Source organism: Calditrichia bacterium (assembly GCA_020634975.1).
Lineage (GTDB): Bacteria > Calditrichota > Calditrichia > RBG-13-44-9 > J075 > JACKAQ01.
This window is the reverse complement of the sequence record JACKAQ010000001.1, coordinates 2,129,894-2,142,423: the sequence shown is the minus strand read 5'-3', so window position 1 is coordinate 2,142,423 and position 12,530 is coordinate 2,129,894. Positions and strand designations below refer to the sequence as shown.

The window sequence follows — 12,530 nt, the reverse complement described above, 5'->3', positions numbered from 1 at the left end:
ATAAAAAATGAATCATATAAATAAATTTGGATTTGCGTTGTTTTTGCTGCTGCCGGTGCTGCTGTTTGGGCAGTTTACACTGACGCTGATCGAGAAAAAAATCGAGCACGACCACCCGATTCCCAATATTTCGGCGGATTCGCTGCTGCAACAATTGCAGTCATCCGGCGCAGATTTTCTGCTGCTGGACACCCGAAAACCCGACGAATTCAACCAAAGCCATCTGCAAAACGCCGTTCGCGTCGATCCCGACATCTCCGAAAAAAAATTTTGGGCGCAGTTCGGCGAACTCGCCAGAAACAAAGAGCTCGTTTTTTACTGCTCGGTTGGCAAACGCAGCTCGATTATCGCGGAAAAACTGCTGCACAGCGAATTCGCGGATAGCGTTTCACAAATTTACAACCTGCGCGGCGGGATTTTCCGCTGGTTCAACAGCGGTTTCACCGTAGTAAACGATAGCGGCGCCACCGATTCCGTCCATCCGTTCGACCGATATTGGGGTCAACTCCTCGAAAAACGCGATTGATTCGCGCCAAAATTTCCGTTGTTTTTTCGGATATTTGCGCATTAATTATTTTTGCCGCAGATTCGTAGAGGCAATTGATGAATTGCCTCTCAACACACAGTCATTTTCCAAATTTTAATTGAAAACCATGATGTGGAGGCAATATGAAAATATCTGTTATTATTGGATTTGCGATGTTGTGTACCGCATTCTTCGCCGGTTGCGAACACGCTGAAAAAGCCCACGATCACAGCCACGCAACGATACAAACCGTGAATAATCCGGCACCCAAACTTACCGATTTGCTCCGCACAGAACTGGAAAGCTGGGACGGCGGCGAGGTGATCGTTTCGACAGTGGAAGCGCCGCCAAACACCAATTTGCCGATTCACTACCACAACGGCGAAGAATTTATTTACGTGCTGGAAGGCTCGGCAGTCGTTTGGCAAAAGGACAAGCCGGAAGTGATTCTCAACGCCGGCGATGTGTTCAAAATTCCCTACAAACAGGTGCACACCGCCATCACGCGGGAAAGCAGCGTGAAAGCCATCGTGTTCCGGGTACACGAAAAAGGCAAACCGGTACGCGTTCCGGTGGATTAATGGTGCAGTGGATATGGTTTGCCTGTTGATCATCTGTTGGTTATATTAGAAAAGCTGTAAAAACAGCAACTTACGCAAATTTTCTTAATGAATATCAGAATGCAGATTGATTCCCAAAAAACTGAAAGCTTGTTCGAATTAGCCGTTGCGCTCGGTCAGCAAAGCGATTTTTCAGAGATTTTGCGGGTGGTTTCCACCACCGCAACGGGAGTGTTTAACGCAAATCTCGCATCGATCGTGATGCTCAATCCGGGCACACAAAACACGGTGAAAACCATCATCAAAGATGGCGGCGATGAAAAATCGCGGGGATACAAGCTGCTGCAAACCAACCTGATCGGCTGGTCGCTGAAGCACAAACAGGCCATGCTCAGCGCGGATATCGCGACGGACAACCGCTTCGCACCGGAAATTTCCCAAAAATTTGGCGCGAAAACCGCGATGTGTGCACCGCTGCAAATCAGCGGAAATGCCATCGGCTGCCTGCTGCTGATCGACAAAACCGACGGCGGCGCATTCGCCGAAAACGATCTCGCGTTGCTCGAAAAGATGGCCGCCATTGCCGCGCCGTTTTTGGACAATGTGCAAAAAATCCAGTCCTATTTTGACAAACAAATTCCCGACTCTGCGCTGGTCGGCAAATACGAAGCGCTCGGAATGCTCGGCAAAAGCAAACCGTATGTGGAGTTGCTCAAAGCCATCGAAGCGGCAGCGCGTTGTGATGTCCGGGTGCAGTTGCAGGGCAAAAGCGGCACGGGAAAAGAGAAAATCGCCAAAGCGATCCACCAATTCAGCAGCCGTCACAACCGCCCGTTTGTGGCAATCGATTGCGGCGCGATCCCGGAAAATCTCATCGAAAGCGAGCTGTTCGGGCATGCGAAGGGCGCGTTCACCGGTGCGAATTACGACCGAAAAGGGTTGATCGAGGAAGCCAACGGCGGCACATTTTTTATGGATGAAATCGCCAATTTGCCGTTCGATATGCAATCGAAATTGTTGCGGGTACTGCAGGAAGGAGAAATCCGGGTGATCGGCAGCAACAAACCGCGCAAGGTGGATGTGCGCATCATTTCCGCATCCAGCAGCGATTTGCGGCAGATGGTCGATGCCGGGAAATTCCGCGAAGACCTGTTTTACCGGCTGCACGTCTATCCCATCGACGTGCCCACGCTCAACCAGCGCCGCGATGACATTCCGTTGCTGGCCAATCATTTCCTGAAAAAATTTGCTGATCAGCAGAAAAAACAGGCGGAATCCTTTCACGAATGGCTGCTGGATTACATGCAATTGCGGGTTTGGTCGGGTAATATTCGCGAATTGGAAAATTTTGTGGAGCGACTGGTGACGCTGGCAGCGCCGGAAATGGTGGTGCTGGACGAGTCCATTTTGCCGAAAGAATTCCGGAAAGAATACAAAGATTTGACATTTACGCAGGATGCCCACGATATCCGCAAAAGCCTGCAGGAAACGCTGGAAGAAACCGAGGTTTCGCTGATCCGGCAGGCGCTCGTCGCCAACGACTGGAACCAGTCGAAAGCAGCGCGGGCCTTGCAAATTTCCGAGCGGGCGATTCGATACAAAATGGAGAAATTGGGCATCGAAAAGCCGTCGTGATTTCCGCGCGTTCAGCAAAAAAAGGGCACGTTACGCCGTGCCCTGCATTTCAGAATTATTTTTCCAACCAGCTTAACGGATAATCCGGGTCATCCACCAGCAGCGAATCCTGCGCGGGAATCAGCGGACGAAAGGTATCGAGCATTACCGCGTATTCATCGGTTTCCTTTTTGCCGATGGAGCCTTCGTATTTGCCCGGTTGCGGACCGTGCGCCAGCCCGTACGGGTGAATGGTGATCGACCCGAGTTCCACACCGGTGCGGCTCATAAAATCGCCTTCCACATAATAGAGCACTTCATCGCTATCAATATTATGATGATTATACGGCGCGGGAATCGACTGCTCGTGGTAATCAAACAGTCGCGGACAGAACGAGCAAATCACATATCCGGGCGCCTGAAAAGTTTGGTGAATCGGCGGCGGCATGTGGATTTTCCCGGTGATGGGCATAAAATCGCGGATGTTGAAAATCCACGGGTAGTAAAATCCGTCCCAGCCAACCACATCAAACGGGTGCTGTGCAAACTGGTATTCCTGAAAGCCGTCCATCGTGCGCAACAAAAACGGGAATTTGCCTTCGCGATTTTGCGGTTCGACAAATTCCGGCACGCGGAAATCGCGTTCGCAAAACGGCGCATGCTCCAACAACTGACCGTATTCGTTGCGATAACGCTTCGGCGGCTCCACCGGTCCGGCGGATTCGATGATCAGAAATCTGCTGTCGTCCGTGTGGATATCGAACGAATAGAGCACGCCGCGCGGCACAACAATGTAATCGCCGGGACCGAACGCCAGCTTGCCAAAATAACTGTGCATTTCGCCGGTGCCCTGATGCACGAAAATCACCTCATCGCTCATCCCGTTGCGGTAGAAAAATTCGGCCGATTCCGCCGGACGCACGGTGAACATTGCCACATCGTTGTTATAACAAATCGCGCGGCGACCGCTCACCCAATTGCCTTTCGGCTCAAAATTGAAGGTTCGCAAATGGCGGTGACGGTGCACCCGGTCCTCCGCCGGTTTCAGCGAAAACGGGCTAAATTTACCCACTTCCGCAATGCGCGTCGGCGGGCGCAGGTGATACAAATTGCTGTAAATATCGGAAAAGCCTTCCCGGCTGGCGTGTTCTTCGTGCAGCAAATCGCCCGTTTTGGTGCGGTGCTGAATGTGCCGTTTGGATGGAATTTCGCCGCGATGCACATAAAATGGCATGATTTATCCTCCTGTGTTAACTATAATCCGTAATTGCATTTAGCAATCCGGAAAGCATAAAATATTTTCAATTCGTCGCGTAATACAAAGATCGGTAATGATTGCTGGATTTGCAAGCGGAACTCGCTAAAGCAGTGTTAACTTTCTGCAAACATTTGCCGATCATTTCCAGCATTAGCTCAGCAACAGGGACGTTAAATGGAAAGGGAATTCCATGAAAGAGCGACTGGAAAAACTGTTATTTGCCGGCAGAAAAGTTGAAATCGAAGTGCCGGAAATTAATTACGAAACGCCCACCGGCGTGTTGATCGAATGGAATCGCCAAAGCGCGTGGCTCCCCAAAGACCGCATCCAGATAACCAGCGATAACGGAACCATCAAAATTAAAGTGCCGAAATGGCTGTTCGAACGCAAATTTAGTTGACGCTGCACCGCTGAATCTTGCCGGGTTTATGGCAATTTTCAGCGCGGATTCTGTTGATTATCAGAATTTTGGTGGGTTAGGCTTTTTGCCTCAGAAAAATCAATATGCGTTGTGGCGGCTGCAAATACCTTCGATAATTTGCGCCAGCTCTTTCAAGTTCAACGGCTTTTTGAGAAACGCTTCCACGTTGAGGCTGAGCACTTCCATCGCCAGATAAATATGCGAATAGCCGGTAACGGCAATCACCGGAAAATCGGTGTCTTCCTCCCGAACTGCCCGGATCATTTCTAAACCGTTCATTACGGGCATTTCCATATCGACAATCGCTAGATCAAAGAAATTATTGCGATACAGTTGCAATCCCTGCGCACCGTTTTCCGCAGCAATAACCGTATGACCAAACACCATCAACGCGTCGATCAACAATTCTTGTCCGGTTATATCATCTTCTACAACTAATATTTGCGCCATAATTTACTCTGCACATCCTTGTATCAAAAAATTTCAGACCGCACCCGCTTTACAACACAATTGCAGAACAGTTGTTTGGGGATATTTGCGGCTGTCCATTATTATCGAACCATTCTACAAAAAATAAAGCCTTTCGTTTATGGCGGAATCACAGATTTTTAAAACTTTTGTTTTAACTTTTGCAGTGCTGTTTCGTAATATTCAGGACATGCAGAACAATTTGCATTTGGAGAAACAGGCTTTTTTTAATAAATTTTCGTTGCTGTCGCGTTAACGCGATGACCGGTTACGCATTACGGATAGTTACAGACGCCGGAAAACTGGCAACAAAGGAGTTCCGAAGGTTGAAAAAATTTCAGTTTACGCAAAAGAATTTTGATGAAATATGCAAAGTGCTCGGTGCAAAATATGTGGATCGCGCCGACAAACACCGTTTCGTCATCGAAAATGAAAAAGAAAAGCGCAAGCTGTCGCTGGAAATTTTTGCGGATATTCCCATCGGCGATGATACCGGAAATCTGATATCGGTTTACACGATGAACTCGCACATCCAGCTGCATTTTTGCACCGGATTTGTCATCAGCGATTCGCTGGGCGAAGTGGTGTTCATCAGCGAATACCAGGGTCGCCTCTCCGGGCTGATCGTGGAACGCGGCGCCGGCTGCTCCATCTATGCCAATCTGGACAACAAAATTCTATCCGGCGATTTTACGACACTTGCACCGGAAGTAATGATGTCCGGCATTGCGCTTTCCGTTGCCGAACACCTCATTCCCGATGGTGAATAAAATGCAGATCCACACGCTTTCGCTGGGCATGTTTGGCGTGAACAACTACCTCGTTCATGCCGATGGCTCAACCAAAGCCATATTAATAGATGCCTGCGAAGATACCGAATCCATCCTTCGAAAAATTGACCAACTGAAACTCGAATTAGTATATTTGATCAACACGCACGGACACGGCGATCACATCGCCGGTAACGAAGCGATTGTGAAAGCAACCGGTGCGAAGCTGATCATTGGCGAAAAAGAAGTGCCGTATCTGAGCGATCCAAGCCTGAATTTATCGATGTTCATGGGCGTTCATTTAACATCGCCGCCGCCCGATCGCACACTCCGCGAAGGCGACACCGTTTCGCTGGACAACCTGAATTTTGAGGTGCTGTTCACGCCGGGACATTCATCCGGGCATATTACATTGGTGGAGCGGGCGCAAAATATTGCGTTTGTCGGTGATGTCATTTTCCGGCAAGGCATCGGGCGGACAGATTTTCCCGGCGGCTCGTATCAAACCCTGGAAACCACCATCCGTGAAAAAATTTACACCCTCCCGGACAGCATGACGTTATACAACGGTCACGGTCCGTCAACCACCGTCGGCTACGAAAAACAGCACAACCCGTTTGTTCAGGGTTAATTTTTTTATCCTTCATCCTTCACCCTTTATCCTTTAAAAAATGACCTGGGAATCCTATTTAGAGAGCTTTCTGAACCACATCGCGCTGGAAAAAGGGCTGGCGGATAATACCACGCTATCGTACGAAGTGGATTTGAAACGCTATCTCGGATTTCTGGACAGCCGCAAGATTGCATCCGTGGAAGCGATTGATTTGCACGTAATCCAGGATTACACGGAATTACTCAGCAATCTGGGGCTTTCCGCGAGCAGCGTTGCCCGCAATTATTCATCGATCCGCACCTTTCACAAATTTTTGATTCTGGAAAACATCACCGGCAAAAACCCGACGGAACTGCTGGAAACACCCCGTTTGGCCCGCAAACTACCGGAAGTGCTGACCGTGGACGAAGTAATCGAAATTTTGGAATCGCCGGATATCGAAACATCCGACGGCGTTCGCGATCGCGCCATGCTGGAAGTGCTGTACGGCGCCGGACTGCGCGTTTCCGAACTGATCGGGTTGAAAATTGAGCACGTTTTTTTCGACGAAGAATTGCTGCGCGTACTCGGCAAAGGCAGTAAAGAGCGCATCGTTCCGGTTGGCGCGGAAGCGCTGGTGTGGACAAAACGCTACATCGCCATTACCCGCCCGATGGTGGCAAAAGGGCTGGAATCCAAAAGCCAGCTATTTTTGAACCGCTTCGGCAAGCCGTTTTCGCGGATGGGCATTTACAACATCGTGCGAAAATATGTGGATTTATCCGGCATCAGCAAACGGGTGTATCCGCATATTTTCCGGCACTCTTTCGCCACGCACCTGCTGGAAAACGGGGCAGATTTGCGCGCCGTTCAGGAAATGCTCGGACATTCAGATATCTCAACCACCCAAATTTACACCCACGTTAACCGGCAATATCTGCGGGAAGAATACAAGACCTTCCACCCGCGCGGATAAGCGTTTGACACCTTTCTCTTAATTTCTTAAATTGAATTGTTGTGGCACAGCTAACGTTGCATTTCGCGGATTTGCGATAAACTGAGGCGGTGCATAAATTTTTATTTTTCCGTATATCTGGAGTAGAACGATGTTTATCAAACCCAGAAAAAATCGACAGTATTCGTACACGCCGCAGTTTTACAATCCGGAAAAGGAAACCGAGGAAACCGGTCGCCGCCCCATTCGTTTCCGGCGCGGGCACAGTTCCGGCGGCTCCAAAACCGGACGCTCAATCATCAGGGTTGTCCTTTTGTTTGGCATAATTCTGTATCTTTTGCACCTGTTATCGCAACTTGGTCAATAAGCTCCCGGAGACGCGAATGTTCCAGATTACCGAAGTGTTAAAAAAAGTGCCGTTTTTCCAGGCGTTGGATCAGGAAGCCATTCATTATGTGGTGGACAAGCTGAAATACAAAGCATACCAAAAAGAAGAAGTGATTTGCCACGCCGGTGATCCGGGCGACAAAATGTTTATCATCATCAACGGGCAGGTGAAAGTTGCGGTGTATTCTCCGGATAACGAAGAAAATGTGATCGCGCATCTCGGCAGCGGCGATCATTTTGGCGAAATGGCGCTGCTCACCGGCGAACCGCGTTCAGCCTCGGTCATCACCACACAAGCTGCGGAAATGTTTATCCTCGATAAAACCAATTTTGATGAAGTGATCGATCGCTATCCGTCCATCACGTTGAGTATGGGAAAAGTGATGAGCCGGCGACTCCGCAGAATTTTGCAGAAAACCTCCGGCACCAAAGCGCGGGTAACCGCCGTCACCGGATCGCTGACAGACCGATCGCTGGCAGACATTCTTAAATTCTGTGAAATCAATTATTTAAATGGCACACTAAAATTATCGCAGAACGGCAGCACGGGCATTTTTGAATACGAACGCGGCGAACTGCGGCAGGTTCAGCTTGGCGAATTGCCGGAAGATCAGGCGCTGGACGAAATGCTCGGCTGGCAAAACGGCATGTTTTCCATCGAACCGTATGCGCTGGAAATGGACGGATTGAACGGCTCGGTTCCCACGTTTGAAGTTGAAACCGAAACAGCGCCGGAACCGCAACCCGATGCACCGGCGGAAACACCGGATCTGGATAATATTTTAGTTGTGAACAACAGTGTGGTTGTCCAAAAAATGCTGGAACGGGCGCTCACCCAAAACCGGTGGGACGTGCACATCGTTAACACTTCGGAAAAAGCGCATCACCTGGCGCAGCTTCGCAAACCCGGATTGATTATTTCCGGCACCAAATTACCGGACGGCTCCGGCGTGGATTTGCTCAAGGAATTGCGTCGCCACAGCAACGCGCCGTTCCTTTTTCTCACGGAAGATCGCAACAAAGCGCTGATCCAAAGCCAGGTCAAAAATTACGGCAACGTATTTTTCACAGATTCGCAGGCGATTCCCGACATTCTCCGCACCGTTCAGGAAATCCGCGAGCAGTTCGGGCAATAATATCTGTTGAAAAATCGTTGATTTCCCCCCCGCGATTGGCTATAATCACACCACCAAATCAAATAAAAGGGTGACGGATAACGGATAAATTTGTCCGAACACCCGCGTTTCAAATTTGCCAAAAAACCAGCAACAGGCGAGAGGGAGCGAATGTTAGACCTCAAATTTATTCGCGAAAATGCAGAAGCAGTCGTCGCGGGCATCCGCAGTAAAGGCGACACAATTAATATCGATGAAATTCTAAATCTCGACGGGCGCCGCCGCGAACTGCTGCAAAATGTGGAAAAGCTGAAAGCGGATCGCAACCAGTTTTCCCAACAGGTCAGCCAGCTCAAAAAAGAGAAAAAAGACGCCACGGCGATCATCGAACGCACCCGGGAAATCGGGCAGGAAATCAAACAATTTGATGATGAACTGCGCGACATCGAAACCTCGCTGGAAGATCATCTGCTGCGCATCCCCAACTTGCCGCACAGCAGCGTGCCAAAAGGAAAGGACGCCAGCGAGAATGTGGAAGTCAAAAAATGGGGCGAGATACCGGAATTCAGCTTCAAGATTTCCGATCACCTGGAAATTTGCGAACGACTGGACATCGTCGATTTCCCGCGCGGCAGCAAAATTTCCGGTCGCGGATTTCCCGTTTACAAAGGCAAAGGCGCACGGCTGGAACGCGCGCTCATCAATTTTATGCTGGATTTGCACAGCAGCCAGCACGGCTACAAAGAAATTTTTCCGCCGTTTGTGGTGAACCGCGAGAGCATGCGCGGCACCGGGCAAATCCCCAAATTTCCGGAAGACATGTATTACGCGGAAAAAGACGACCTCTTTTTGATTCCCACTGCCGAAGTGCCGGTCACCAATTTGCACCGCGACGAAATTTTGACCATCGAAGAATTGCCGGTTCACTACTGCGCATACACCGCCTGTTTCCGTCGCGAAGCCGGTTCGTGGGGAAAAGATACGCGCGGATTTTTGCGGCTGCACCAATTCAACAAAGTGGAGCTGGTGAAAATTGTGGAGCCGGAACACAGCTACGCTGAGCTGGAAGCGCTGCTCCGAAACGCCACTAAAGTATTGGAATTATTGAACGTGCCGTATCGCGTAATTGAGTTGTGTACCGGCGATTTGAGCTTTGGCGCGGCAAAATGTTACGACATCGAAGTGTGGTCTCCGGCTGAGAATCGCTGGCTGGAAGCATCCAGTTGCAGTAATTTTGAAGATTTTCAGGCGCGGCGGATGAACACACGCTATCGTCCCGCCGGCGGCGCAAAACCGGAATTTGTGCACACACTCAACGGCTCCGGCGTGGCAACTTCCCGCCTGATTGTGGCATTGCTGGAACTCAACCAAAACGAGGACGGCTCCATCACCGTGCCGGAAGCGCTGCGCGATTACACCGGTTTCAGCGTCATCAAACGCGATTTACCGTAACCCATTTTTAATCCGATTCTACAATTCTCCGGGCGGATCACAGATCCGCCTTTTTTTTGCCAGAATCAGCTTTCCCCCGAAATGTTCTCGCTCATTCTCTTGCGAAATTGCCTGCAGATTCATATCTTCGCTGATTGAAAAATATGAACTTGCGTATGACAAATAGAATGGGGATTCCATGAGTAACGCCAAACCGAAAAACGGTTCCGAAAGCAAATCGATCGCCAGATTTTTGAGCATTGTTGAACGCGTGGGCAACGCGCTGCCACATCCGGCAACGCTGTTCGGTATTTTTGCGCTGATGGTGGTGGTTATTTCCGGCATCGCTGCATCGCTGGATATTTCCGTTGTGCACCCCGGCACCGGCGAAACCATCGTCCCGGTCAGCCTGCTATCCGTGGACGGATTGCACCGGATGCTCACTCAAATGGTCACCAATTTTACCGGATTTGCGCCGTTGGGCGTGGTGCTGGTTGCCATGCTGGGCATCGGGATTGCCGAAAGCAGCGGATTGATCGGCACCGGATTGCGGCTGCTGGTTATCAAATCGCCGCGCCGGTTGCTCACATTTGTGATCGTTTTTGCGGGCGTGCTCTCCAACACTGCAAGCGAAGTGGGTTACGTGCTGCTCGTTCCGCTCGGTGCTGTTATTTTTCTGGCTGCCGGACGTCACCCGATTGCCGGTTTGGCGGCAGCATTTGCCGGTGTTTCCGGCGGATATAGCGCCAATTTGCTGCTCGGCACCATCGATCCGCTGTTGGCGGGATTATCGCAGGAAGCCGCACGAATTATCGATCCAACCTATCATGTAAATCCCGCCTGTAATTACTATTTTATGTTTGTATCCACCTTTTTTATTGCGGCAGCCGGAACGCTGGTTACCGAAAAATTCGTCATTCCCCGCCTCGGCGAATACACCGGCACCGAAAAACCGGAAGAAATCCGCGAATTGAACGCTAACGAAAAACGCGGACTGCGTTTCGCGCTGTGGACAATTTTTATCTCATTTGCGCTGATTGTGTGGGGACTGCTGCCGGAAAGCACCGTGCCGCTCAGCGGATTTCTGCTCGGCGAACAGCCGGACTGGTTTGATGCCTTCCTCAAATCGCCATTTTTGAAAGGGATTGTCGCGTTTATTTTTATTTTGGCTGCCATTTGGGGCATCGCGTACGGCATCGGCGCCGGCACCATCAAAAGCGATGGCGATGTAATGAAAGGCATGGGAAAATCCATGTCCACCCTCGGTATTTACATGGTGCTCTGCTTTTTCGCGGCGCAGTTTGTGGCATATTTTAAATGGACAAATCTGGGGCTGATTTTTGCGGTGGAAGGCGCAGAATTCCTGAAATCGCTGAACCTCGGTAAAATTCCGCTGATGATGGCGTTTATCTTTCTGGCAGCCAGTGCCAATATGTTTATGGGAAGCGCATCGGCAAAATGGGCAATTTTGGCGCCGATATTTATCCCGATGTTCATGTTGCTGGGCTTTTCGCCGGAACTGACGCAGGTCGGCTACCGCATCGGCGATAGCGTTACCAACATCATTTCTCCGATGATGTCCTACTTTGCACTGATTGTCGCGTTCATCGAGCGATATGACGAAAAAGCGGGCATCGGTACAGTGATTGCCAATATGCTACCGTATTCCGTCGTTTTCCTGATTGTCTGGGCTATTTTACTGGTGGTGTGGCTGATGCTCGGGCTACCGATCGGTCCCGGCAGCCCGCTGGAATTTGTAAATTAATGTTCGTTTTCTAAATATTTGCTTAGTTCAATCAAAAATTCAAGCGCACTTTGCGGGTGCATTTTTTCCGGCTGGAAATGGGCAACCGTGGCGTATTTCAAAATCAGCCCCTCTTTCAATTGATTGAGGTTGAAGTGCCCCATGTGCCAGTTGTGGAAATTTCTTTTGGTGATGTGCGAATAATCCAGTAAAACAAGGTCTGTATGCCGGGGATCCGCGCTTATGCGCTGGTAATGTTTATTCACGATTACCGCATCGCCCTCCAGCACTTGTAAAAAATATCCTTCGCCGAAACACAACATTCCGGATATTCCCAACGGCGGATTATGGTTGGCAGCAGCATCTTTAATTTGGGTTAAATCCCCCATGCCTATTTTTCCGCTAAATTTACTGGTATACAATAGTTGAACAAGTGCCATTTACAACTCTCCTGCTTTAATGTCTTTCTATATTTTCGATATCCTTTAAGTGAAACATTACATTAATCCCGTCTATTTCGTGTAAAAAAGCTTTGAATTCATGTAAAAATGAATATAATGTAAGAAGTTTTTCATGATCGTTTTCGTTGTTTGGAACAGCCGTAATTAGCGATTGAAAATATCCGGATTCCGGGTGCTTCAATTGAACAGGATTCAGAAAAAATGTTAGTTTACTGCCCGTTAATCATA

14 protein-coding genes are annotated in these 12,530 nt (G+C 49.5%); 11 read left to right on the top strand and 3 right to left on the bottom strand.

The window, feature by feature from the left end; all coding sequences use genetic code 11:
- The first annotated feature begins 7 nt into the window (after positions 1-7).
- The 3 genes from H6629_08685 to H6629_08675 all read left to right on the top strand — a co-directional run bounded on the left by H6629_08685 (position 8) and on the right by H6629_08675 (position 2,721).
- Complete coding sequence (locus H6629_08685) at positions 8-526, top strand: rhodanese-like domain-containing protein (protein MCB9067868.1); 519 nt, start codon at positions 8-10, stop codon at positions 524-526.
- A gap of 143 nt (positions 527-669) precedes the next feature.
- Positions 670-1,107 (top strand): cupin domain-containing protein, encoded by a 438-nt coding sequence (locus tag H6629_08680; GenBank protein ID MCB9067867.1) that lies wholly within the window; start codon positions 670-672, stop codon positions 1,105-1,107.
- Positions 1,108-1,194: 87 nt separating this feature from the next.
- The gene (locus H6629_08675; GenBank protein MCB9067866.1) at positions 1,195-2,721 is read left to right on the top strand and encodes a sigma-54-dependent Fis family transcriptional regulator; all 1,527 of its coding nucleotides are present in this window, start codon (positions 1,195-1,197) and stop codon (positions 2,719-2,721) included.
- Positions 2,722-2,776: 55 nt separating this feature from the next.
- Here H6629_08675 and H6629_08670 read toward each other — a convergent pair whose 3' ends face one another.
- Entirely contained in the window at positions 2,777-3,934 is a 1,158-nt protein-coding gene (locus H6629_08670) for a homogentisate 1,2-dioxygenase (protein ID MCB9067865.1), read from the bottom strand.
- A 214-nt stretch (positions 3,935-4,148) separates the two neighbouring features.
- On the opposite strand from H6629_08670, the gene H6629_08665 reads away from it, so the two are divergent.
- The gene (locus H6629_08665) at positions 4,149-4,358 is read left to right on the top strand and encodes a hypothetical protein (GenBank protein MCB9067864.1); all 210 of its coding nucleotides are present in this window, start codon (positions 4,149-4,151) and stop codon (positions 4,356-4,358) included.
- Between the two features lie 99 nt (positions 4,359-4,457).
- Here H6629_08665 and H6629_08660 read toward each other — a convergent pair whose 3' ends face one another.
- On the bottom strand, positions 4,458-4,829 hold the full coding sequence (locus tag H6629_08660; GenBank protein MCB9067863.1) for a response regulator: 372 nt from the start codon (positions 4,827-4,829) through the stop codon (positions 4,458-4,460).
- Positions 4,830-5,173: 344 nt separating this feature from the next.
- Between H6629_08660 and H6629_08655 the strand changes: the two genes are divergently transcribed.
- From H6629_08655 to H6629_08625, 7 genes are all read left to right on the top strand, one after another.
- On the top strand, positions 5,174-5,617 hold the full coding sequence (locus H6629_08655) for a hypothetical protein (GenBank protein ID MCB9067862.1): 444 nt from the start codon (positions 5,174-5,176) through the stop codon (positions 5,615-5,617).
- A 1-nt stretch (position 5,618) separates the two neighbouring features.
- Positions 5,619-6,248, top strand: coding sequence for an MBL fold metallo-hydrolase (locus H6629_08650; GenBank protein MCB9067861.1), 630 nt, complete (start codon positions 5,619-5,621; stop codon positions 6,246-6,248).
- Between the two features lie 40 nt (positions 6,249-6,288).
- The gene (gene xerD / locus H6629_08645; GenBank protein MCB9067860.1) at positions 6,289-7,185 is read left to right on the top strand and encodes a site-specific tyrosine recombinase XerD; all 897 of its coding nucleotides are present in this window, start codon (positions 6,289-6,291) and stop codon (positions 7,183-7,185) included.
- Positions 7,186-7,315: 130 nt separating this feature from the next.
- On the top strand, positions 7,316-7,531 hold the full coding sequence (locus tag H6629_08640) for a hypothetical protein (GenBank protein MCB9067859.1): 216 nt from the start codon (positions 7,316-7,318) through the stop codon (positions 7,529-7,531).
- Positions 7,532-7,547: 16 nt separating this feature from the next.
- The gene (locus H6629_08635) at positions 7,548-8,687 is read left to right on the top strand and encodes a cyclic nucleotide-binding domain-containing protein (protein MCB9067858.1); all 1,140 of its coding nucleotides are present in this window, start codon (positions 7,548-7,550) and stop codon (positions 8,685-8,687) included.
- A 150-nt stretch (positions 8,688-8,837) separates the two neighbouring features.
- Positions 8,838-10,118, top strand: coding sequence for a serine--tRNA ligase (gene serS / locus H6629_08630; GenBank protein ID MCB9067857.1), 1,281 nt, complete (start codon positions 8,838-8,840; stop codon positions 10,116-10,118).
- A gap of 178 nt (positions 10,119-10,296) precedes the next feature.
- The gene (locus tag H6629_08625) at positions 10,297-11,862 is read left to right on the top strand and encodes an AbgT family transporter (GenBank protein ID MCB9067856.1); all 1,566 of its coding nucleotides are present in this window, start codon (positions 10,297-10,299) and stop codon (positions 11,860-11,862) included.
- Here the strand turns inward: H6629_08625 and H6629_08620 are convergent.
- Positions 11,859-12,281 carry a BLUF domain-containing protein gene (locus H6629_08620; protein ID MCB9067855.1) on the bottom strand — a complete coding sequence of 141 codons (423 nt, stop codon included), beginning with the start codon at positions 12,279-12,281 and terminating at the stop codon, positions 11,859-11,861. The genes H6629_08625 and H6629_08620 overlap by 4 nt on opposite strands.
- Positions 12,282-12,530: the final 249 nt, after the last annotated feature.

Bases quoted from the DNA above. Each gene is read 5' to 3' on its own strand.
- H6629_08635 (MCB9067858.1), top strand. From the start codon at position 7,548: ATGTTCCAGATTACCGAAGTGTTAAAAAAAGTGCCGTTTTTCCAGGCG.
- H6629_08670 (MCB9067865.1), bottom strand. From the start codon at position 3,934: ATGCCATTTTATGTGCATCGCGGCGAAATTCCATCCAAACGGCACATT.
- H6629_08680 (MCB9067867.1), top strand. From the start codon at position 670: ATGAAAATATCTGTTATTATTGGATTTGCGATGTTGTGTACCGCATTC.
- H6629_08650 (MCB9067861.1), top strand. From the start codon at position 5,619: ATGCAGATCCACACGCTTTCGCTGGGCATGTTTGGCGTGAACAACTAC.
- H6629_08640 (MCB9067859.1), top strand. From the start codon at position 7,316: ATGTTTATCAAACCCAGAAAAAATCGACAGTATTCGTACACGCCGCAG.
- H6629_08620 (MCB9067855.1), bottom strand. From the start codon at position 12,281: ATGGCACTTGTTCAACTATTGTATACCAGTAAATTTAGCGGAAAAATA.
- H6629_08660 (MCB9067863.1), bottom strand. From the start codon at position 4,829: ATGGCGCAAATATTAGTTGTAGAAGATGATATAACCGGACAAGAATTG.
- H6629_08675 (MCB9067866.1), top strand. From the start codon at position 1,195: ATGAATATCAGAATGCAGATTGATTCCCAAAAAACTGAAAGCTTGTTC.
- H6629_08665 (MCB9067864.1), top strand. From the start codon at position 4,149: ATGAAAGAGCGACTGGAAAAACTGTTATTTGCCGGCAGAAAAGTTGAA.
- serS (MCB9067857.1), top strand. From the start codon at position 8,838: ATGTTAGACCTCAAATTTATTCGCGAAAATGCAGAAGCAGTCGTCGCG.
- H6629_08625 (MCB9067856.1), top strand. From the start codon at position 10,297: ATGAGTAACGCCAAACCGAAAAACGGTTCCGAAAGCAAATCGATCGCC.
- H6629_08685 (MCB9067868.1), top strand. From the start codon at position 8: ATGAATCATATAAATAAATTTGGATTTGCGTTGTTTTTGCTGCTGCCG.
- xerD (MCB9067860.1), top strand. From the start codon at position 6,289: ATGACCTGGGAATCCTATTTAGAGAGCTTTCTGAACCACATCGCGCTG.